Origin of the sequence: Hymenobacter koreensis, assembly GCF_039541855.1 — a bacterium.
Lineage (GTDB): Bacteria > Bacteroidota > Bacteroidia > Cytophagales > Hymenobacteraceae > Solirubrum > Solirubrum koreensis.
Genome location: NZ_BAABHA010000006.1, coordinates 51,309 through 73,710, shown reverse-complemented (window position 1 = coordinate 73,710; position 22,402 = coordinate 51,309). Strand labels below are relative to the sequence as shown.

At 61.1% G+C, this 22,402-nt stretch carries 12 protein-coding genes; 7 read left to right on the top strand and 5 right to left on the bottom strand.

Going from position 1 to position 22,402, the window contains the following annotated elements; all coding sequences use genetic code 11:
- Positions 1 to 2,091, top strand: coding sequence for a LysM peptidoglycan-binding domain-containing protein (locus tag ABD903_RS11340; RefSeq protein WP_345224278.1), 2,091 nt, complete (start codon positions 1 to 3; stop codon positions 2,089 to 2,091).
- A gap of 103 nt (positions 2,092 to 2,194) precedes the next feature.
- Here ABD903_RS11340 and ABD903_RS11335 read toward each other — a convergent pair whose 3' ends face one another.
- Positions 2,195 to 3,997 carry a hypothetical protein gene (locus tag ABD903_RS11335; protein WP_345224276.1) on the bottom strand — a complete coding sequence of 601 codons (1,803 nt, stop codon included), beginning with the start codon at positions 3,995 to 3,997 and terminating at the stop codon, positions 2,195 to 2,197.
- Positions 3,998 to 4,350: 353 nt separating this feature from the next.
- Between ABD903_RS11335 and ABD903_RS11330 the strand changes: the two genes are divergently transcribed.
- Positions 4,351 to 5,676: a T9SS type A sorting domain-containing protein gene (locus ABD903_RS11330; RefSeq protein WP_345224273.1), complete on the top strand. Its 1,326-nt coding sequence runs from the start codon at positions 4,351 to 4,353 to the stop codon at positions 5,674 to 5,676.
- Positions 5,677 to 5,753: 77 nt separating this feature from the next.
- On the opposite strand, the gene ABD903_RS11325 is transcribed toward ABD903_RS11330, so the two are convergent.
- From ABD903_RS11325 to ABD903_RS11310, 4 genes are all read right to left on the bottom strand, one after another.
- Positions 5,754 to 6,224, bottom strand: coding sequence for a hypothetical protein (locus ABD903_RS11325; RefSeq protein WP_345224271.1), 471 nt, complete (start codon positions 6,222 to 6,224; stop codon positions 5,754 to 5,756).
- A gap of 195 nt (positions 6,225 to 6,419) precedes the next feature.
- Entirely contained in the window at positions 6,420 to 7,067 is a 648-nt protein-coding gene (locus ABD903_RS11320; RefSeq protein WP_345224269.1) for a response regulator, read from the bottom strand.
- Positions 7,068 to 7,124: 57 nt separating this feature from the next.
- Positions 7,125 to 9,056, bottom strand: coding sequence for a sensor histidine kinase (locus tag ABD903_RS11315; protein WP_345224268.1), 1,932 nt, complete (start codon positions 9,054 to 9,056; stop codon positions 7,125 to 7,127).
- 100 nt (positions 9,057 to 9,156) lie between these two features.
- On the bottom strand, positions 9,157 to 10,338 hold the full coding sequence (locus tag ABD903_RS11310) for an extracellular catalytic domain type 1 short-chain-length polyhydroxyalkanoate depolymerase (protein ID WP_345224266.1): 1,182 nt from the start codon (positions 10,336 to 10,338) through the stop codon (positions 9,157 to 9,159).
- A gap of 426 nt (positions 10,339 to 10,764) precedes the next feature.
- Here ABD903_RS11310 and ABD903_RS11305 point away from each other — a divergent pair, with 426 nt between their 5' ends.
- The 5 genes from ABD903_RS11305 (at position 10,765) to ABD903_RS11285 (ending at position 22,398) form a co-directional block, all read left to right on the top strand.
- On the top strand, positions 10,765 to 13,035 hold the full coding sequence (locus tag ABD903_RS11305; protein WP_345224264.1) for an NADP-dependent malic enzyme: 2,271 nt from the start codon (positions 10,765 to 10,767) through the stop codon (positions 13,033 to 13,035).
- A 191-nt stretch (positions 13,036 to 13,226) separates the two neighbouring features.
- On the top strand, positions 13,227 to 13,832 hold the full coding sequence (gene ruvA, locus ABD903_RS11300; protein WP_345224262.1) for a Holliday junction branch migration protein RuvA: 606 nt from the start codon (positions 13,227 to 13,229) through the stop codon (positions 13,830 to 13,832).
- Positions 13,833 to 13,871: 39 nt separating this feature from the next.
- Positions 13,872 to 21,431 carry a T9SS outer membrane translocon Sov/SprA gene (gene sov, locus ABD903_RS11295; protein ID WP_345224260.1) on the top strand — a complete coding sequence of 2,520 codons (7,560 nt, stop codon included), beginning with the start codon at positions 13,872 to 13,874 and terminating at the stop codon, positions 21,429 to 21,431.
- A gap of 161 nt (positions 21,432 to 21,592) precedes the next feature.
- Positions 21,593 to 21,973 carry a glycine cleavage system protein GcvH gene (gcvH, locus tag ABD903_RS11290; protein WP_345224258.1) on the top strand — a complete coding sequence of 127 codons (381 nt, stop codon included), beginning with the start codon at positions 21,593 to 21,595 and terminating at the stop codon, positions 21,971 to 21,973.
- 131 nt (positions 21,974 to 22,104) lie between these two features.
- A complete protein-coding gene (locus ABD903_RS11285) occupies positions 22,105 to 22,398 on the top strand; it encodes a VanZ family protein (protein WP_345224256.1) in 294 nt (97 codons plus the stop codon).
- Positions 22,399 to 22,402: the final 4 nt, after the last annotated feature.

The window sequence follows — 22,402 nt, the reverse complement described above, 5'->3', positions numbered from 1 at the left end:
ATGAAACGACCGATCCGCGCTTCCGCCCTGCTGCTGTTGGCCGCTGCTTTTGCCCGTCCCTCGGCGGCCCAAACGCAACCCACACTGCCCCCCACGGTGCAGCCGGAAATAAGCCCGGAGGTCGTAAACCCGGACGATACGGTGCGGGTACTGCTCCAGCTTCAGCCCGATTCGCTGGTGGCCGAACCGGTGGAAATTGACCCGGCTCGTTTGGCGTGGCTGCAAACCGCGCCCGACCTGCGGGATTTGGTGTGTGACCGAATTGGCTGCTTCGAAACGGACGTGCCGCACACGTTCAACGCCATGGTGATGAGCTACGTGACGTACTTCACGAGCCGCAACCGGACGTACACGCAACGGGTGCTGGAGCGTGAAAACCTGTACTTCCCAATCTTCGAGAAATACCTCGCTAAGTACGGTCTGCCGCAGGATTTGAAGTACCTGTCGGTGGTGGAATCGGCGCTCATACCAACGGCTAAGTCGCGGGTGGGTGCTACGGGCCTGTGGCAGTTTATGGGCCCTACCGCCGGCGACTTGCGCCTAAAGCGCGACGAGTGGGTGGACGAACGGATGGACCCGGAAAAATCGACCGAAGCCGCTTGCAAGCACCTGCGTTACCTCTACGGCATTTTCCACGATTGGGAGCTGGTGCTGGCGGCCTACAACTGGGGGGCCGGCAACATGCAGCGCGTTATGCGGCGCACCGGCAAAAAAGACTTCTGGGCGCTGTACCCCAACCTGCCCAAGGAAACCCGTAACTACGTGCCCACCTTCACGGCCATCATGTACGCCATGAAGTACGCCGAGCAGCACCAGCTGCACTCGCCCGAGCTGAAATACCAGCACGCGCAGGTAATGGACACGTTGCAGCTCAGCGGCCGCCCCTTCGATGTGCGTCGTCTCAGCCAGGCTATTGGGCTAGACTCGGCGGCTGTTCCGCGGTTAAACCCGGAGTTGATCAAGCATTACCTGCCGGCCGGTTACAGGCCCTACGCGGTAAAGTTTCCCGCGGCAAGCCGCCCGCTGCTGCAAGAAGTAGATCGGGCTACGTTGTTCGAGTTTTGCCGGCCGCAAAGTGAATTACCTCAGCCAATCCAGCCGCTGCCGCCGCGCCTGAATGGCGTTGAGCCGTTTCCGTCGGCTGCATTGGCTTCGGCGGCTGACCGGCCGCCGGAACCGGGAGCAGAAAGTACACTGGAAAGCAACCGCACGCGGCGCAAGCTTCATACGGTACGCCGGGGTCAGACCCTGGCAGAATTAGCCGACTGGTATGGGGTAAGCCAAACCCAACTGCGCCGCTGGAACGGCTTGGCCAAAGGCAAAGCGCTGAAGCCAAACCAGAAGCTGGTGGTATTTGTGCCGGCTAAAGAGCCCCGCTCCACCGAAACCATAGTGGTAGCAGCCAAAGCCACGGCGCCGGCTGTGGCGGCAGCACCACGTACGCCTGCAGAAATGGGGGTTAACGTAACCAAACAGCCCGTAGCGAGGCCGGCGAAAACAACCGTGGCTGCAACGCCCGAGCCCGCGGTGGAAGCGTCTGAAGAAACCGCAGTGGTCAAAAGTTCAGGCCGTACTGCCCAACCTACGCTGGCCAAAGCCGATAAACCAGTCGACAAAGAACCAGCCCCGACCAACGAACCTACGGTTAGCGAAACCGCAGCGGCTCAGGCGCAAAACCAGGCGGCTGCCGCAACGGAGTACGTGGTGCGCAAAGGCGACTACCTCACCAAGCTGGCGCGGGAGCAAGGCCTGTCGGTAGAGCAACTGATGGCGTGGAACAAGCTCAAAAACGCTGTGGTAACGCCCGGGCAGAAGCTGCGCCTGACCGCTCCTGCCGATGCGGAAAGTGAAGCAGTAGCCGTAACGCCTGTGGTAAGTCCAGCCGCTAAAGCAACTGCTGCTGGCAAAGCACCCCGGGAAAAGCAGCCGCTACCAGCGCTACCCAACCGGGTGCACATCGTGCAGCCCGGCGACACCCTCTATAACATCTCACGCCGCTACCAGGGCCTGACGGTGGAGCAGCTACGCAAGCTCAACGACCTGAAGTCGGATGAAGTGAAACCTGGTCAGAAACTGATTGTGGCAAGCTGATTTCTGCATTAGTTACCACCAACGCCAAAGCGCACCAACCACTCTGGCTGGTGCGCTTTGGCGTTGATGTAGCGTGAAAAGTTACACTGGCCCAGGTACCTGTTCAGTCGTCGAATGCCTCCAGGCGGGCGTTATCGAACACCACGTTTGCGGTGGTGCCTTTGTGGATGAAGCTGATGCAGATATTGTCGAACTCTTCGGTGGGCGGCCGCATATCGAAGTACAGCTCGCGGGGCCAACCGGCTTCCAGAACCCGTTGGAAACGGGCGGCACGGGTTTTCACTACCTCGTTGCCGCGCCGGAAACGCACCATGTATTCCGTCATGCGGAACATGTCCCATTCCTGGGCGTCGGTGCGGGCTTCGGCATAGGCCCGGAGCCACTTAAACTGCCCCGGGCGGGCTGGCAGTACCCATTCCTGGCTTTGCGGATGCTGGGAATTTAGGGCCAACGAGCACGCCCCTTGCAAAGCAGGTGTGCCGCAGAGGCCGGGCGCGGGCTGCTCGAAATCCTGCTGCCAGATTACTCGCCGGTTGCGGGCAGTGCCCGTAAACTCTGAGTTGCTATCAATCAGCAGCTTAGTTTCGGGCGGAACCTGGTACCGGAAAAGAATGCGCCGCAAGTAAGTGCGGTTCATGTCGCCGGCGACGAGCAGCCCCCCGGGTTGCGCCATTTGGGTGAGCCAGTAGCCGTAGGCGCAGCCTAAAACCGCCAGTGGGGCGTAAGCAAGTGCCCAGCGGGGCCGGGCACCCAACCACTTCAGCGCCCCGGCCATCGGCCAGGCCAGCACGGCATAACTCTGAATCATGGCCCGCTGGCCCAAAGCGCCGCCGTACGTCCACTCGTCCCAGGCGAAGGTGACGTAAATGAACAGCACCGTGTACACCAGCATGGCCCAGAACGCATCCGGCGCCTGTTGGCGTAGCGGCCCGAAGCCCACCAGCGCCGTGAGCAACAGCGGAGAATACATCAGCCACCCACTGCGGAAGCTAAAAATACCATCCCAAAGGTGGGGTTTCAACCAACTGAAGCCCTGATCCTGGTAGCTGTACACTATCCAGTCGCCGCTGGCGTAGTGCCAGTAAAAAAGCTGGATGCTCACCAGCACGCCGCCGGCCATTACAGCCCCGAGCAGCAAGGACCACCGCTGTTGCCAGAAGCCTATCCGTTCGCGCACGGCAGCCAGCGTGGGTTTCAGTCCCCAGAGCAGCGGTAGCAGCACCGCCAGAATTTCGGTGGGACGCGTTAACACCATTATTCCCACCACCGCTCCAATCCCCAAGGCCCGCGCCCAGGTGGGCCGGGCATAAAAAGCGGGTGTGAGCAGCAGCAATACGGCGTACCAGCCAAAAAGCCAGCAATGCGTCATGCCCGCCTGCCCCGCGCCGCTGTAAGCCAGGTAGTTGGTTCCGAGCACCAAAAATACCAGGGTAAGGGCCGTGGGCCATTCGCCAAACCGTGGCAGCAAAGCCCGGCGCACCAACCACAGGCTTAGCACCGATGCCAGCAAGCCCCCTAGCTTAATGGCCCATTGATAGGGCGGCGAAAAGCCGTCGGCGGGGTAATCCAGGGGTTTGGCCAACGCGTGGGCCGTCAGAAAAAACGGCAGCTCCTGCAACGCCAACCCAGCCGGGTATTTCATCACAAAGTTACCGCTGCCGGGGTGGCGAAAGGCTTGGTCGAACTGCGGCGTGGGGCCGTAATCGTTTATTAGCTGGTCGCGGAAGTTCAGCTCGCGCAGGTCGTGGTGAATGAATACGGCCGGCAGGTAGAGGTAGTAACCCGAAGCATCCCAGGCTAGCACGGGTGAGGTGCGCCCGCTCTGTTGCTGCGGATAGTACCACCAGGCCACCACCAGCAGCAGGGTCGTGCAAAACCACCAGGCTATGCGGGAAGGTGAAATCATGAGCGGGAAACGGAGCAGGCTTTAGCCAGGAGGCACGACAGATAGCCCGCAAGTTGCCGAAATCGGGGCTGCTGAGCAATTTGTGTGTTTCCGTAAGGATGAGTCGCCAAGCTCTAGCCTGTGTTAGCGGCTTTAAATGGAAGCTTCATGCATTAGGATGCGCGGTTAAATCATCCGGCCAAAGTTCAAGCAAGCAGGTAATCAGATAACTTTGCTTACCTCTCTAAAAAATGTATATGAAGCATTATTTTCTGTTACCTGTATTGCTTTGCAGTGCTTTAGCGGTGCAGGGTCAGACTATGCCCCCACTTAGCTTTCAGCCCATTCAGACACTGCAGTTACCAGCGGGCAGTATGCCCAGCGACGTAGCCATCGGTGATTTTGACCACGACGGCCGGCCGGATCTGGCTGTGGCCGAACGGGGGCTGAACCGGGTGGGCTTGTACCGCTCGGGCCCGACGGCGGGCTCCTTCCTATCCGCGCCCATGGCCACGGTAGCCACGGGCACAGCGCCAGTTTCCTTGGTAGCCGTGCCGCTCGACCGGCAGACCACCGCCAACGAGTCCGACGACTTGGTGGTGCTCAGCGCCGACCAGGCCCACCTGCAAACCTTCGTCAACGCCCATACCCCCGGACAAGCGGCCTTTGCCGCCGGCCGCTTCAGCTACCTGTCGGCCACGGGTTTGTTCACGCGCCCGCGCCTGCACGCCGCCTACATCGACACCGACCCGCACATCGACGTGGCCACCATCAAGGACTCGTTCCAGAACGCGGGCCTGTCCACCGTCACGCCCTTTGCCACCCGCACGCACGTCTCCATCGGCACGGTTACGACCACCGTGGGCCTGCCGACGGACATGGCCCTGGCCGACATCAGCGGCCAAGGCCGGCTCGACGCACTGCTAGTGCAGCCCCTGCAGGGCAACGTACTAGTCATGTTCAACCCCGGGCAGACGCCCCTCTACAGCACCGGCCGGTCTATCTCCATTCCGGCCCTGGGGCCAAGCCCCACGTGCGTGGCCGCCGGCGACGTGGACGGCGACGGCCGCGCGGACGTGGCCATCGGCAACGCCGCCAGCGAAGTGGTTCTGCAGCTCATTACGTACACCCTGCAGGGCGGTTTCCTCTTCAGCACCCCCTTGCGCGTGGCCACGGGCGCCGCGCCGCGGCAGGTGCTGCTGCAGGACCTGACCGGCGACGGCCGCCCCGAGCTGGTGGTACTCACCGCCGCCGGGCAACTGCGCGTCTACCGTCATAACGGCGGGGCGTACCCGGCCTGCTTCGAGGCGCCCCAGCTATTGCCCACCGGCCTAGACCCCACGTCGCTGCGCCTAGCCGACGTGGACGGCGACAACCGCCCTGACCTGCTGGTGGCCTGTGCCGGCGACCACACCGTGCGCGTCTACGGCAACACCACCCAACCTCTTGCCGCCAAAAGCGCGCACTTGGCGGCGCTGACCCTGTACCCCAACCCCGCCACCGACCGCCTGCGCGTGCAAGTACCCGCCGGCACCGAGCCGCTCACGGCCACCTTCACCGACGCACTGGGCCGGGTGCTCGGCACGCAAACGGTGCCGCCCTCCGGGGAACTGCACGCGGGTCAGCTGCCGCGCGGCTTGTGTTTCGTGCGCCTGCACAACGGCCTGGGCAGTATAACGCGCCGGGTGGTGCTGCGGTAGCCTATTTCGCTACCGCAGCACCACCCGGTAGGTAGCGACTTTACTTCGCATGTAGTCCGGTTTGCCCCAGTGTAACGCTAGGGTCGGGTCTGGGCATTTCTTCGTGCCACGGACTTGCCAGCATCCAGCTTCTCGTAGCGCGCACTCAGCGAACGGCCGCTGGACTTCAGGTACACAACAGCCGTGCGCAAAACGCCGCTAGCGGGCAAAGAAGCGGTGAAATGGTCTCCGGCGGGCGTAAGCGGTACCCGGGTGGTTGTGCCGTCGGCCGTTTGTAGCATGATCGAACCACTGGTACGGGCGTTTACGATGGGCGTGTTGCTGGCCGCCAGCAGGTAAACGTGTACCTCCGTGGGTTGCTGAACCATCTCGATATGATAGGGCCCTGCGGTGCGTACATGCCCCCCGTAATGAGCCTTATGGGCGTGGGTTTCTTTGGGCGCCTTATGGCCGTGCGGAGGCGTTCCTTTTTTATGCTTGTGCTGGGCCGCTAAAGAAAGCGGGGAAGCCAGCAGCGTGGCGGCCAGCAAGAAGTGAAAAAGCTTCATGGGTGGAAGTGCGAAAATGGAAGAAAAGCGCCCCAGCATCGAAGAAACCAGGAAATTCGTGACGGGGTGGTCGGTGACTAGCGCTTGGTATTCACATATCGGGCCATTTCCCTTGGAGCCCCCATTCGGTTTGACAAGGCATTTACTACAATCCTGTAAACCGAATCAGGGGTAAACTCCCTATCTGGGCGTAGTTTATAAGCCGTGGGCGCGGGCGAACTGGGTTAGCGCGGCTACATTGTGCAGCTCCAGCTTGTGGAGAATGTTGCGCCGGTGCGTACTCACCGTGAACTCCGAAAGAGAGAGCCGCTCGGCAATGTCGCGGGTGGTCAGGCCCTCGCAAATCAGACGGATAACCTCCCGCTCGCGGCCCGAAAGCCGGTGCAGCTTCACTATTTCGGCAGCTCCAGGCACGGGTGTTACCGGCGCAATGTGAGGCAGTTTCGGAAATGCCAACCGGCCCTGCGCCACGGCCCTGATGGCGGTCAAGAGCTCGGCGGCATCGGCCGACTTAGCTACAAAACCCGCTGCCCCGGCAGCAGCCACCCGCTCTACTATTTCCGCCGTGGCCAGGGTGCTGAACACCAATACGCGCAGATCAGGCCACTGCTTTCGGAGCTGGGGAAGCAGGGTAAGGCCATCGGGCGGAGGCAGGTGCAGGTCGAGCAGCAGCACATCGGCCGGGGCCACAGCGGGCGGGCGCGGCAGCCAGGCCAGCAGCGCCGCACCCGATGCCAACTGCCCAACCACCTGCAGGTCGGCCTCGCCCCCAATCAGGGCCGTCAGGCTTTGGGTTAGCATTTGGTGGTCGTCTACAATCAGCAAACGGCAGGGCACGGACATGGGCTATGGTGGTTAAAAACGAGAGCGGATAAACAACGGTATGCGGGGTTAAGGCGGTTACAGCGGAATTTGGGCAACAACACTGGTGCCGTGTTCGGAGCTGTCGAGGTGAAGGCGGCCGCGCAGGTACTCCGCCCGGGCCTGCACGCCGCGCAACCCAATGCCCGCAGCCGGAGTGTTCGTGGTAAAGCCCCGGCCGTTGTCTTCCACCAAAACTTCTAGGGTTGAGGCATGACGCAGCACCTGCACCATGATTTCGGTGGCGGCGGAATGGCGCACGGCGTTGTTAAGCAGCTCGGCAATAATGCGGTACACCGCCTGCTGTAGCGGCACCGGTAGTTGGTCGATGCCGGGGTCGTAATACGTGCGCACCGCTAAGTTGCCGTGCAGGTTAAACAAATCGGCCAGGGCTTGCACCGATTTGGATAGCATGTCTTCCCCAGCCTTGGCCGGTAGCAAGGCATGGCTAAACGTGCGCACGTCGTCGCGCAGGGCGCGTAGCAGCTGCTCGGCTTGGCGTCCGGCCGCATCGGCCGCCGGCGAGGTGGCCAGCGCCTCGCGTACGGCGGGGCCCTGCCAGGCAAAGTGCAGGGCCGTTAAATTGGGCCCGAGGGCGTCGTGCATTTCGCGGGCCAGCTGTTCCCGCTCTTTTTCAAGAGCCGCAATGAGGCGGGCGCTTTGCGCATTGCGCAGGTTCAGCTGCCGAATGCGCAACTGAGCGTTTTGCCGCAGCGTGTGCCGAAAGCGGCCGGTGAGCAATGCACTGAGCAGCAGCAGCTCCACAAAAAGCCCCCACGCCATGGGGTTGGGGTAAATGGGGTTAAAGCTGGTGGCACCCACGTGGTTCAGCCAAAAGAAGGCGTAACCCGTGAAAAAGAAAAAGTAAGTAACGAGGTAGAAAGCTGCCATTTGGCGGCGGCGCTGGGTTAGCAGCACCGCTATTAATGCCGCCCAGCAGTAGCCAAATATGCCCAGCAGAAGCAGCTCACGCGCATTGTTGAGGATTTGCACCAATGGCAGGCTGTGGCGCACGGCCCACGGGAACAGTCCCGCGTAGCCCAGCACGAAAACCACCGCCCCTGCCGCAAGCCAGTTACCGGCCCGGTTCAGCCGTGGCCAGCCACTGTGCAGGCGCAAAAACAGCTGCATGATACAAATGCCCGCCGCCCCGGCCAGAACAATAAAGTTGTACTGCCCTACCGACCAAACCAACCGGTACAGCCCGGCCGGCAGCAGCATGGCTTCGAGGCCGTCTTCCATCATCAGAAACAAGGTGACGCAGCCCACATAACCCACGTACCACAAGTGAATACGGTCGCGCAAAAACGCATAGAGTACCAGGTTAAACAGGGCGCTGCTCAGGTAAAAACCAAGCAGCCACACCCAGTGCCGCTCGAAGGGAAACCCCATTTCCCAGGCCAGAAAGTGCTCGGTGGTTTCTATGTACGTGGGCAGGTAAATGCCGCCCGTGTGCACATCGGCACGGAGGTAGAGCACCGCGGTTTCGTGGGCGGCCAGGGTAAAGGGCAGGCTTAGGGAACGGGCCGGAAACAGGCGGTCCTCTGCCGGAACCCAGGAGCTTGCCGCGCCCAACCGCGTAAAGCTGGTTTCGCCCTGCCGCTGCATGTATAGGGTAAGGCTGTCGGCGAAGTTGAACAGGCTCCACACAAAGCGTAGGCGTTCGGAGTCGGTGTTGCGCACCACCAGCCGGATCCATACCCGCTCGTGCCGTAGCCCCAGGTTAAGGGTTTTGTGCCAGGGCCCTGGCTGAAACCTGCCCGCCCGCCATTGCCGCTCCACCTGCTCCGGATCTACGGGCGTGCTAAACGGCTCGGTGTAGTAGCGGTAAGCTTCCGAAATGTGCGGGCCCTTGGGGTCTTTCAGCAACAACGTGTCACGCACTACTTGGGGCTCATCGGCTGCCCATGCAGCTGGCGAAGCCGATAACCAGCCTGCCAGCGTAAACACGACGAGAAGAAAAAGGCGCATAGGCACCGGCTGGAAATGAAAGGAACAAACCAGAATCAAGTATTCTTCAGCCCGATTTTGCCCGCTATTACATTCCCGCAGGACTAGCCGGGCACGGGCATCAGGGCTTAATAAACTTGAGCTGCTGTGCGGCCCGCGCCGTTTCTACCCGCACCATGTACGTGCCGGCGGGCAAGCCCGAAGTATTAAGTCGCAGACTACCGTCGGGCAAGGCCCGCACCGGAACGGAAAGTCGGCGGCCCAGGGAGTTGAATACGGCCACGCTGCTTTCGCGCAAGGACTGGCCACCGGCCCGAATGGTGAGCAGCGCGCCGCTGGGGTTGGGGTACAGCGCCACGGTTGTATTCACAGGGCCGGTCAACGCGGCAAGCGGGAGGCTGTTGAGCCGGAAGCCCCGCAGGAAGCGCCACACCTCGCGGCTGGCATTGATGTCGCGGTTGGTAACGCCGGTGGAAAAGACGGCCCCCGGCCAAGTGTGGCCGCCCCCAATGATGCGGTAGTGCTCGACCACGCTGCCGTTGCGGCCGCCGCTCCACACCTGCCGCTCGGCGGTGCTGCCGTCGGTGGTGTTGGTGTTGGGCACGGGCGTAACCACGGGCGTAGGATTGCAGCCGTTCACTTGCACCCAGTGCGCTAGCAAAGCCGGAATGGGCACGAAGTTCAGGGCCGTACCGCCGGAGTAGGGCACGGTGGCATCGGCCGTGCCGTGAATCTCGATTATGGGTACCGGCCGGGAAGGTGCACAGGTGTTCATTCGGCTGGCAATCATGCTGCCGGTAACGGAGCCCACGGCGGCAATACGCCCGCTAAGCTGGCAGGCCAACTCGTAACTCATGAAGCCCCCGTTGCTCATGCCGGTGCTGTAAACGCGGTTTGGGTCGATGCGGTAACGCGCGGATAGGGAATCGATTAGGGCCGAGATAAATGCCACGTCGTCGACACCCGAACCGCGTGGCCCGAAGGTGTTCCAGTGGCGGTTGCCGCTCGCATCCACGGTGCCGTTAGGGTGCACTACCAGAAAGTTGGCTGTGTCGGCAATGGCGCGAAAATCACCGTACACTTCCTGCTGCACATTATTAGAAGTATAGCCGTGCAGATTAAAAAGCAGGGGTACCGGCCGGCTGGTACTGTTGTAAATGGCCGGCACGTACAGGCGGTAGTCGCGCACTACACCGCCGTGACGAATGCTGCCCGTAACGGTGCTCTGAGCCCGAAGACCGGCTGATTGGCACAGCAACAGCGTACTGAGCAGCAGTGAAGTGAATAGGAGTCGTGAAAACATAGAGCGGAGTTACGATAAAGCGTTACATGCGCCGGTACCGGAAGACAGATACACGCGGGACAGGAGGTTCGGTTACAAGCGCTAACCGTATCGAGCAATAATACCACAAATAAATACCAGCGGATATTTGGCCCTGGCAGCATCAGTCCGGGTAATACCGCAATGTTTTGCAGGCAGCTATTTTCTGTCAGGTTTCAGTTCTTCTGATTCGTACGCGGAGGTAGTGGTCCACTTCACGAGCTGGCTTGCACTGGTGGCGCCCTGCTCTTTACGACACCAGCAGCCCAGCCATGCCTCCTCCCCTTCGGCCCAGCCTTGCGGGCACTCTAAACGCCCTCCGGTTTTCATTTCCCCCAAATTCGCCCCAACTTGCTTAACGGCCGCGCCCTGTCGCGGCCGTTTGTTTGATTGCACCCACCGCCGCCCATGCTCAAGATTAACAAGGAAGACGCCCTTAATTACCACTCGCAGAACCCGCCGGGCAAAATCGAGGTCGTGCCCACCAAGCCCGTCAGCACCCAACTCGACTTGGCGTTGGCGTACTCCCCCGGCGTGGCCGAGCCCTGCAAAGCCATTGCCGCCAACCCCGACGACGTCTATAAATACACCGCCAAGGGCAACCTCGTGGCCGTTATCAGCAACGGTACGGCTGTGCTGGGCCTTGGCAACATTGGGCCCGCTGCTTCCAAACCCGTGATGGAGGGCAAGGGCGTATTGTTCAAGAAATTTGCCGGTATCGACTGCTTCGACATCGAAATTGACGCCACCGACCCCGACGAGTTTATTCGGGTGGTGAAGGCGCTGGAGCCCACCTTCGGCGGCATCAACCTGGAGGACATCAAGGCCCCGGAATGCTTCCGCATAGAAACGGCGCTGCGCGAGCAGATGAACATTCCGCTGATGCACGACGACCAGCACGGCACGGCCATTATTTCGTCGGCCGCGCTGCTGAACGCGCTGGAAGTGGTGGGCAAGAAAATCGATGAGGTGCAGGTGGTGGTGAGCGGCGCCGGTGCCGCGGCCGTTTCCTGCCTGCGCCTGTACTTGGAGCTGGGTTTGAAGCGCGAAAACGTAGTGGTGTTCGACAAAGACGGCATCATTACGCCCGAACGCACCAACCTGGCCGACATGCAGATGCGCTTCGCCACCACGCGCAACATCAGCACCCTGGCCGAAGCCATGGACGGTGCCGACGTGTTCCTGGGGCTTTCGGCCGCCAACGTGCTGGCGCCGGAACTGCTGCTGAAGATGGCCGCCAACCCCATCGTTTTCGCGCTGGCCAACCCCGATCCGGAAATCGACTACGACCTGGCCATGGCCACCCGCGACGACCTGATTATGGCCACCGGGCGCTCCGACCACCCCAACCAGGTAAACAACGTACTCGGCTTCCCCTACATTTTCCGCGGCGCTCTGGATGTGCGCGCCACCGAGATTAACGAGGCCATGAAGCTGGCCGCCGTGCACGCCTTGGCTCAGCTGGCCAAGGAACCCGTGCCCGACATGGTGAACAAGGCCTACGGCGACAACACTCTGAGCTTCGGCCGCTTCTACCTCATTCCCAAGCCGCTCGACCCACGCCTGATTACCACCGTCAGCCCGGCCGTAGCCAAAGCGGCCATGGAGAGCGGCTCGGCCCGCCTGCCCATTACCGACTGGCACGCTTACGAAGATGAACTGCGGAGCCGCCTGGGCGTAAACCAGAAGCTCATGAACCGCATCACCTCGCGGGCCCGCTCGGCGCCCAAGCGCGTGGTGTACCCCGAGGCCGACAACTACAAGATTCTCAAGGCCGCCCAAATTGTGCACGACGAGGGCATTGCCGTGCCCATTCTGCTGGGTAACCGCGAGAAAATCGAGCAGATTGCGCGCCAGAACAGCCTCGACCTTGAAGGCTGCGAAATCATCGATATTCTGCAGGACGAAGCCAAGCGCAACGAATACGCCGAGGTACTGTTCCGCAAGCGGCAGCGCAAGGGCATTACGCTCTACGAAGGCAAGCGCCTGATGCGCGAGCGGAACTACTTCGGGGCCGTGATGCTGGACACCGGCGAGGCCGACTGCTACATTACCGGCCTCACCAAAGACTACGGCCGCAGCATACTGCCCGCCCTGCAAATCATTGGGGTGGAAGACGGCGTGCAGCGCGCCGCCGGTATGTACATCGTGCTCCATAAAAAGGGCCCGTTCTTCTTCTCCGACACCACCGTGAACATCGACCCCACGGCCGAGCAGTTGGTGGACATCATTGGCCTCACGGCCCGCGCCGTGCGCTTCTTCGATACCGAGCCGCGCATTGCCGTGCTCAGCTACTCAAACTTCGGCTCGAACGTGGGGGAATTGCCCGATAAAATGCGCCGGGCCACCGAGCTAGCCAAGCGCCGCTTCCCCGACCTCATTCTGGATGGCGAAATGCAAGCCAATACGGCTTTGAGTCCGCAACTCCTGCGCGAGCATTACCCCTTTTCGGTGCTAGCCGAAAAAGGCGCCAACACGCTCATTTTCCCCGGCCTCACCTCGGGCAACATTGCCTACAAGGTGCTGCAGGAAATTGGCGGGGCTGAGGTAATTGGACCAGTGCTGATGGGCATGCGCAAGCCGGTGCACATTTTGCAGCTCGGCGCCACCGTGCGCGACATCGTGAACATGACGGCCATTGCGGTGGTCGATGCGCAAACCTACAACCAGCCGCTGTAGTCTGATAATCAACGCTCTTTGAGAGTGACACAACGGCCGGGCTTTTTTAGGTAAAAAAGCCCGGCCGTTGTCGATTTTTTTAGCCGCAACTTGTGTTAGGAACCGCCTGCCATTGCCCCTTTCGTTGGCTCGGCGCCTAACTCTTTCCGATATTCACGAACCCGCAGGACCCTCAACCCGCGCTGCTGCCTATGATTGCCTACCTCGACGCAAAGCTTGCCTACAAAGACCACGCTCAGGCCATTCTGGACGTGAACGGCGTGGGTTACGAAGTAAAGATTTCGCTGGCCACGTATTCCAAGCTGCCGGCCGAAGGAGAGCGGGCCAAGCTCTACACCTACCACCACGTGAAGGAAGACGGGCAAACGCTCTACGGTTTCCTCGACCCCAACGAAAAAGCCCTGTTCATGCACCTGATTTCGGTATCGGGGATTGGGCCGGGCACGGGCATCGTGATTGTGTCGTCGATGTCGGTGGCGGAAATTCGCCATGCCATTATTCAGGAGGACGTGCGCTCCATTCAGGCCATTAAAGGCGTGGGGCCGAAAACGGCTCAGCGCATTGTACTGGACCTGCGCGACCGGCTCCGCAAAGACGAATTACTAGCCAAAGCCGGCGTGGAAGTGGTGCCTTTGGCCAAGCAACACAATACCAACCGCTCGGAAGCGTTAGCCGCCTTGGTGACGCTGGGCTTCGCGCGGTCGGCAGCCGAGAAAACGCTGGAACAGATCCAGCGCAAACACGGCAACGATTTGAGCGTGGAGGAATTAATTAAATTTGCTCTTAAGTCGAACTAGCTTTTTGCGGCGGCTGACTTCATTTTACGATTTGCTTTCTTGAACTCCGGTAAGAAGTCCTTCACCGCCCTCTCCGTCGTTGCTGCGTCGCTGCTGGCTTGGTGGTCACAGGCGGAACCGGTTGGTGGCCGCGGTTTTGCATTTTCTCAGCTCTGGAGCTGGCTCAGCCCGAGCTATGCCGGCCCGCTGCGTGTGGCCCCGCCCGATACCATCCGGCCCGTTGCAGGTGACACCTCGCGTTATCGATCCAGCCGCCGCCCCCGCGTTGCGCCCGAAGACCGCCCCGGCAACTTCCTGTCGGAACGGCGCCGCTCGCCCTTTATCCTGCCGCTGCCTTCGAACGTGAAGCGGCAGGTAACCGTGGGCGACTCGCTGGATTTCGTGGACGTGGAGGAAAACGTGGGCACCGACGTGGATTTCCGCGACCCCGCCCGCGTTTCGTACGCCGAGTTTCAGCGCATTCAACAGCAGCAAGCCATCCGCAACTACTTCCGCACCAAATCGGAAGGTTCGGTAGCGGGCGAAGCCGGCTCTACGGCCGCGCGCCGCCTTATTCCCAAGATTTACCTGGCGCCCGGCCTGGGCCGCATTTTCGGCGGCGACTTCATCGACATTCGCCCCAACGGCGCGGCCACAATCTCCTTGGGCTGGCGCGAAAACTTCAACGACAACCCCACCCTTACGCTGCGCCAGCGCCGCAACGGCGACTTCCAGTTTCAGCAAAACTTTAACCTGAACCTGTCGGGCCAGATTGGCGACAAGCTAAAGATTCTCTTCAACTACGACACGCGCGCGGCCTTCGACTTCGAAAACCAGATCAAGGCCGACTTCACCGGCTACGACACCGATATTATTCGGAAGGTGGAGATGGGCAACGTGAGCTTGCCGCTGAACAACTCGCTCATGCAGGGCGGGCAAAACCTGTTCGGGGCCAAGGTGCAGATGCAGTTTGGCAAGCTGGCCGTGACCAGCGTGGCCGCTACCCTGCGCGGCACCGCCGATGAAATTCGGGTGCAGAACGGGGCCCAGAGCCGTCTGTTTGAAATCAAGGCGTCGCAATACGAAGCCAACCGCCACTTCTTCCTCTCGCAGTTCTTCCGCGAGCGGTACGATGCCGTACTGCGCAACCTGCCCACGGTGCAAAGCGGCGTGGAAATTCGTCGCCTGGAGGTGTACGTGACCAACGACAACCGCACCACCGAAAGCCTGCGCAACGTGGTGGCGCTCCAGGACTTAGCCGAACCCACTCGCGTGTACCGCAGCCGCTTTTTGCGGGGAAATTCCAACCCTCGCACGCCGGCTTCCAACGAAAGCAACACCCTGTTTGAGCGGGTACTGCCCACGAGCCTGGGCCCCAACGCCCCCGTTCGCCAAGAACTGGAGGTCGATAATATTCTGCAAACCAACGCCGGACTACAGCTCCAGAAAACCATCGACTACGAACGCGTGCGGGCCCGCAAACTCGACCCGCGCGAGTACAAATTCAACCCGCAGCTCGGCTACCTGTCGCTAAACACGCCCCTGCTGCCCGAGCAGGTGCTGGCCATTTCGTGCGAATACATTTTCAACGGCCGGACGTATAAAATAGGCGAGCTGGTGGACGACTACGCCAACGTGGGCGAGAACGAGGTCATCTTCATGAAGCTGCTGCGGGCCACCAACCCCGGCGTGGGCCTCGCCGATACCACCCAAACCCAGCACAATCCCCGCTTGCGCAGCGGCAATCTGCCCGTCTTCGATCTGATGATGAAGAACGTGTACTCGCTGAACGCTTCGCAGCTGAGCCGCGACCAGTTTCAGCTGGACATTGTGTACAAGGAAGACGCTACGGGCATTGACCTGCTCTCGTTGAAGGAAGGCCCCGAAGGCGTAGCCAACGTGCCACTGACGCGGGTGCTGAACCTGGACAACGTTAACCCCAACAACGACAAGCCCGCCGACGGCAACTTCGACTTTATACCGGGCCTGACGGTGGACCCCGAGCTGGGCCGGGTGATATTCACGGTGGTGGAGCCCTATGGCAGCTACCTGCGCACCCGCCTGGGCAACGACCCGGACCTGACCAGAGAATACGTGTACCAGGAGCTTTACGACCTGGTGCAGTCGGACGCGGCGCAGATTCAGGAAAAGGACAAATTCTACCTGAAAGGCCGGTACTCGGCCACCGCCACCGACGAAATTACCCTGCCCGGCATTCGGGTGCCGGAAGGATCGGTGCGCGTATACTCGGGCTCCACGCTGCTTACCGAGGGCGTTGATTACCAGGTTTATTACGATCAGGCCAAGGTTAAAATACTTAACCAGAGCTACCTAGCCTCGGCCGCGGAGCTGCGCGTGCAGTTCGAGCGCGACGCCGTGGTGCAGGTGCTGCCGCGTAACCTGCTGGGCACCCGCCTGGATTACCGCCTGAACGAGGACGTAAACTTTGGGGCGACGCTGCTGCACCTGCGCGAAAACCAGGCACCGGGCATCAACCGCGTGAATCTGGGCGAAGAGCCCGGCAACAACACCATGTACGGCCTCGACGTGAGTATGCGCCGCGACTCGCGCGTGCTTACCAAGTACCTCGACATGCTGCCCTTCGTGAACACGAAGGCGCCGTCGTCGGTAGCCTTCAGCGGTGAGTTTGCGCAGCTCGTGCCGGGCCGCTCCCAGCTGGGCCGCGGCGAAAACGGCGTATCCTACCTCGACGACTTCGAAAACGCCCGTACGCCCTACTCGTTGGGCGGGCTGAACTCGGCCACGAGCTGGCGCCTGGCCAGCACGCCGCCGGTGGTACCGGGTGGCACCTTGTCTGGCCGGGCCGCAAACTTTAACCGCGCTAAGCTGGCTTGGTATTCCGTCGACCAGACCTATTACACCAACGGCCCGAGCAAGCCAGCCAACATTGGGGTGGGCGACGCGTCGCTTAAAAACCACTTCACCCGCGGCGTGCCGCGCAATGAGGTATTCCCCAACCGCGACAACGGCGCGCTGGGCAACAGCTACGAAAACACCTTCGACCTGGCCTATTTCCCCGAGGAGCGCGGCCAGTACAACTTCAATCCGCGCGTTTCGGCCGATGGCCGCAAGCTGGCCAACAACTCGCCGACGCAGCTGGAGCAGAACTACGGTGGTATTTCGCGCGAAATCACGTTCGATACGGACTTCGACAACGCCAACGTGGAGTACCTGGAGTTCTGGATGATGGACCCCTTCGTGCAGAGCCGTAACAACCAGAACGTTATCGACGACTCGCAGAACCCGCCTCGCCCCAACACCCGCGGCGGTGAGCTGTATTTCAACCTGGGCTCGGTATCGGAAGATGCGCTGAAGGACGGCGCCAACGCCTTCGAAAACGGCCTGCCCGAAACCGACGACCCCGCCACCAACCAGAACCTGACCACCACCACCGACTACGGCCGCGTAACGCGCCAGCAGTTCCTGACCGACGCCTTCAGCACCGCTCCCGGCGGCCGGGCCCGCCAGGACATTGGCATCGACGGCCTGACGTCGAGTGAGGAGCGGGACTTCTTCCAGAGCATTGCGGGCTACAACTCCTTCGACGACCCCTCGGCCGACAACTTCCGCCACCACCTCGACGAATCCTATAACGCCGAAGACGTTAAGATTCTGGGCCGCTACAAGGACTTCAATGGCATGGAGGGCAACTCCCGCGAAAGCGGCACCCAAAGCTCCACCGCCTTTCCCGACAAAGAAGACCTGAACCGCGACAACGTCATCAGCGACACGGAGCGTTACTACGAGTACCGCGTATCCATGCGACCCGGCGACCTGCAGGTGGGCGAAAACTACATCATCGACAAAGTCACGAACACCGTGAACGGCGACGAAGTATCGTGGTACCAGTTCCGCATTCCCATTCGTACCCCCAGCCGCGTGGTAGGCACGCCCGGCGGCGAGCAGTTCGGCTTTAAGTCGATTCGCTTTGTGCGCATGTACCTCACGGGCTGGAGCGAGCCGGTGGTGCTGCGGATGCTGCAGCTGCAATTCATTGCCAACCAGTGGCGCCGGTACCTGGGCGTTATTTCCGAACCCGGCATTCAGGGCATTAACGTACTTAACGACGCCAATTCCTTTGCCGTTTCCACGGTGAGCGTGGAGGAAAACGGCCGCACGGCTGGCTCCAGCGACGCCATTCCGTACGTGGTACCGCCCGGCATTCAGCGCGACCGGGAATTTGGTTCGAGCACCGTAAACCGCCAGCAGAACGAACAGGCTTTGCGCCTGTGCGTGGAAGGCCTCGTGGACGGTTACGCCAAGTCCGCCTACAAGAATGTGAACCTCGACCTGCTCCGCTACAAGCGCCTGAAGCTGTTTTTGCACGCCGAAAGCGAAACCAATACCCAGGACGGCGAGGTACGCGGCTTCGTACGCCTCGGCACCGACTACACCCGCAACTACTACGAATACTCGCTGCCGCTGAAAATCACGCGACCGGGCTCGGGCCTGACCGACCGCGACGTGTGGCCGCTGGAAAACGAAATTGACCTGTCGCTGCAGGACCTGATTGACGCCAAGGCCCGTCGCAACCAAACCGGCGCCAGCCTGCTGCTGCCCTTCGTGGTGGCGCACCCGGTAACCCTGCCCGATGGCACGGTGGTGCAAGCCACCATTACCATCCTGGGCAACCCCGACCTGAGCGCTGTGCAAGGCGCCATGATTGGGGTGCTGAACCCCGCCGACCGCCCCGGTGGCGGCGGCCCTAGCAAATCGGTTTGCCTGTGGGCCAACGAGTTGCGCGTGAAGGATTTCGACCAAACCGCCGGCTGGGCCGCCACGGCCCGCTTTAATACCAAGCTTGCCGACGTGGCCAACGTAACGGCCACTGGCTCGTTCACCTCCATCGGTTTTGGGTCCTTACAGGACAAACCCTCGCAGCGCTCTACTGAGGAAGTAATCCGCGGCGACGTGAATGCCGCCGTAGCGGCCGAGAAGTTCCTGCCCGAGAAGCTGAACCTGCGCGTGCCCGTGCTGCTGCAAGCCGGCCAGGAAAGCCGCGCCCCGCGCTACGACCCACTTGACCCTGACACCCGCCTTGATCAGTCGCTGCAGAAATTCAACTCCGAAACCGACCGCCGCGACTACCGGCGCGAGGTAACCACGCAGCTCAAGAGCCGGTCCATCAGTTTGCTTAACGTGCGTAAGGAACGCTCGCCCACGGCTAACCCCGACCGCAAGCCCAAGCCTTACGATGTAGAAAACCTGGCCCTGAGCTACTCGCTCACCGAGCGTCTGTTCACCGATATTCAGACCGACCGCGACTTCACCCGCACCTACACCGGGGCCTTCGCTTACACCTACCAGCCCACGCCCAAGAGCTACACGCCGCTGGGCAAGGTTCAGGCCCTGAACTCGCCGTACCTGAAGTTTTTGCAGGAGCTCAACTTCACGCCCCTGCCCTCGCGCTTTGCCTTCCGCGCCGACCTCGACCGCCGTTACAACGAGCGACTGCTGCAACGCACCCAACAGCCGGGCGAAGTACCCACCACGGCCGGTATTCCGGGCGTGTACCAGAAGAGCTTCTTCCTGAACCGCATTTACGACCTGAAGTGGGACCTGACGAAAAGCCTGATTCTTGACTACACCGCCACCAACCGGAGCAGCGTAGACGAAGGCCAGGGACCCACCATCGGCAACGATCCGCAGGCCCAGGCGAACCGCGAGGCGCTGAAGCGCAACCTGCAGCGCGGCGGCCGCACCACCAACTTCGACCAGACGGTGGCCCTTACCTACCGCCTGCCGCTCGACAAATTTCCCCTCACCGATTGGCTGAGCGCCGATGCCCGCTACGCGGCCAATTACACGTGGCAGGCCGCCTCTACGGCCATTCGCGCCCCTTCCCCGCTCGATCCGCAGGACCTGACCGACACCACCACCACGCGGGTGGACCTGGGCAATACCATTCAGAACAACCGCGACATCAGCGTGAACGGCCGGATTGACTTGGTGAAGCTGTACAACAAGGTGAAGTTCCTGAACATCATCAACAACGCTCCGCCGCCCGGCCAAAAGCCAGGAAACGACGGCAGCACGCTCGACAAGCTGCGCAAGGGCCGTTCCCTAACCGACCCGAGCGCCGTGCGTTCCGAAACGGCTGGAATTCCCGGCGCCAAGCCCGCCGCCGATTCCACCAATCAGCCGCAGATGAAGGTGTTGAAGGCGATACTTCGGTCGCTGATGACGGCTCGGTCGCTGAACTTCACGTACGCTCACACGGCGGGTACCCTGCTGCCGGGCTACCTGCCCCGCACCCGTTTCTTCGGTCTGAACGAGGCGTTTGATGCGCCGGGCGTGCCTTTTATTCTGGGGCAGCAATACAGCCTGAGCGAACTGTACAACCGCGCCAGTAGCAACGGCTGGTACACCGACCGCAGCGACCTGCTGAACACGCCGCTCAGTTCACTCGAAACCCAGAACATCAACTTACGCACCTCGCTCGAACCGTTCCGCAGCTTCAATATTCAGCTCGACGCCCGGCAGCAGATTGTGAATACCCGAGAAGCCTTCTACCGCTTGGCCATCGACTCCAGCACGCTGGCGCCGTTCCCCGACCGGCAGCTGGCCCCACAGCTCCCGTTGGGGTCGGGTTCGTTCAGCGCGTCGTTCTTCTCGCTGCAAACCCTGTTCGGCGACTGGAACAAAAACAAGGAGTCGGCCGCGTTTGATCAGTTCGTGCGCAACCGAGGCCTGGTGCGTGGCCGCCTACAGAGTGCCAACCCACTTTCTACGGATAACGGCGGCACCGGCGTATACGGCTACAACTCGCAGGACGTGCTAATTCCGGCTTTCCTCGACGCCTACCAGGGCCGCTCGTCGGAAAACCACAAAGCCAAACGCTTCAACCCCTTCAGCGTTATTCCGCTGCCGAACTGGCGCATCGATTACAACGGGCTAAGTGAGCTGCCGTTCGTGCAGCAGTACTTCCGCTCGGTGTCGCTCACGCACGCGTACACTTCCGATTACCGGATTTTGAGCTACACCACGGCCACCCAGTACGTTGACGCCCCCACGGCCCTAGCCACGGTGACCAACCGCCAAAACCAGTTTGTGCCGTATTACGTGGTAAACCAGGCCAGCATTACCGAGCGCTTGGCCCCGCTTATCGGCATCAACTTCCAAACCACCGAGAAGCTTAACGGCCGCGCCGACTACTCCATAGAGCGCAACGTGGTGCTGAACACCAACAACGCCCAAATCACGGAGCTTCGCTCGCAGAGCGTGACCATTGGCGTGGGGTACACCACCAACCGCTTCCGCATTCCGTTCCGCATTGGGGGCGAGCAGCGGGTGCTGCGCAACGAGTTGAACGTACGCCTCGATATGTCGCTGCGCAACAACTCCACCGTGCAGCGCAGCATTCTGGACGTGGAGAATCCCACGGCTACCGACCCGGGCTTTGAGGGCGTGGTGCAGCAACGCGAAACCAACGGCAACCGCCAGGTGCAGCTGCGCCCCACCGTCGACTACATGATAAACCAGCGCCTGAACCTGCAGTTCTTCTTCACCCGCAATGTGTCGGAGCCGCGCGTAAGCAACTCGTTCCGCAACGTTACCTCCGAGGGCGGCATTCAGTTGCGCTACAGCCTAAGCCAGTAACCATTAGTTACCCCAAAAGCCGAAGGGCCGGTTATTCTGAAATTCTTCGGATAATCGGCCCTTCGGCTTTTCAAGCTTTTACCCTTTCCCTGACTACCTTTGGTCCACGCTGCACCCTGCGGCGGTTGTCGTAGTTTTTACCTTGCCGTTTTGCGCTTTTTATGAACCTGCCAAGCGAACTGAAGTACACGAAAGAACACGAATGGGTACGCGTTGAAGGCGACGTGGCCTACGTCGGCATCACCGATTTTGCCCAGAGAGAACTTGGCGACATCGTGTACGTCGACATCGACTCGACCGACAAGGAGGTGGCAAAGGACGAAGTATTTGGCACCGTAGAAGCCGTAAAAACGGTATCCGACCTGTTCAGCCCGCTGTCGGGCACGGTACTGGAGGTTAACTCCAAACTGACCGACGCCCCCGAGTCCGTGAACTCCGACCCCTATGGCGACGGTTGGATGATTAAAATGTCGATCGGCAACACTGCCGAGCTGGCTGACTTGCTGACGGCTGAAGCCTACGGCGAGCTGATAGGCGCTTAATTTTCGGGGCAGCTATGGCGGGCCCGGCTTCGTCAGTTGCGGCGCATCGGCCGGCATGGGTTGTTCTGCCCGTGGCCTGGACGCTCGTTGTGCTGTGGCTTACCTTAAGCCCACTCGAAGGAATACCGCCCATGCCCCATTGGGAGCTGCTGGCTTTCGACACGGCCGCACATGCCGGCGTGTTCCTGCTGCTGGCTGCCCTCTACATCTTCTCGGCCCGGCGACAACAACGCTTCCCGCGTTTGCGTCGCCGGGCTTATTTGTGGGTATTCGTGTTCTGCACCGGCTTGGGCTTGCTTATCGAGTTCTTGCAAACCCAAATGGACCTCGGCCGCCAAGGCGACTGGGGCGACGGCATCAGCGACACCCTTGGTACTGTGGCCGGTCTGGGGCTGATGCGGCTTGGTCAGCGGTACTGGTCCTAATACA

Bases quoted from the DNA above. Each gene is read 5' to 3' on its own strand.
- ABD903_RS11335 (WP_345224276.1), bottom strand. From the start codon at position 3,997: ATGATTTCACCTTCCCGCATAGCCTGGTGGTTTTGCACGACCCTGCTG.
- ABD903_RS11320 (WP_345224269.1), bottom strand. From the start codon at position 7,067: ATGTCCGTGCCCTGCCGTTTGCTGATTGTAGACGACCACCAAATGCTA.
- ABD903_RS11315 (WP_345224268.1), bottom strand. From the start codon at position 9,056: ATGCGCCTTTTTCTTCTCGTCGTGTTTACGCTGGCAGGCTGGTTATCG.
- ABD903_RS11310 (WP_345224266.1), bottom strand. From the start codon at position 10,338: ATGTTTTCACGACTCCTATTCACTTCACTGCTGCTCAGTACGCTGTTG.
- gcvH (WP_345224258.1), top strand. From the start codon at position 21,593: ATGAACCTGCCAAGCGAACTGAAGTACACGAAAGAACACGAATGGGTA.
- ABD903_RS11330 (WP_345224273.1), top strand. From the start codon at position 4,351: ATGCCCAGCGACGTAGCCATCGGTGATTTTGACCACGACGGCCGGCCG.
- ABD903_RS11305 (WP_345224264.1), top strand. From the start codon at position 10,765: ATGCTCAAGATTAACAAGGAAGACGCCCTTAATTACCACTCGCAGAAC.
- ABD903_RS11285 (WP_345224256.1), top strand. From the start codon at position 22,105: ATGCCCCATTGGGAGCTGCTGGCTTTCGACACGGCCGCACATGCCGGC.
- ruvA (WP_345224262.1), top strand. From the start codon at position 13,227: ATGATTGCCTACCTCGACGCAAAGCTTGCCTACAAAGACCACGCTCAG.
- ABD903_RS11325 (WP_345224271.1), bottom strand. From the start codon at position 6,224: ATGAAGCTTTTTCACTTCTTGCTGGCCGCCACGCTGCTGGCTTCCCCG.
- ABD903_RS11340 (WP_345224278.1), top strand. From the start codon at position 1: ATGAAACGACCGATCCGCGCTTCCGCCCTGCTGCTGTTGGCCGCTGCT.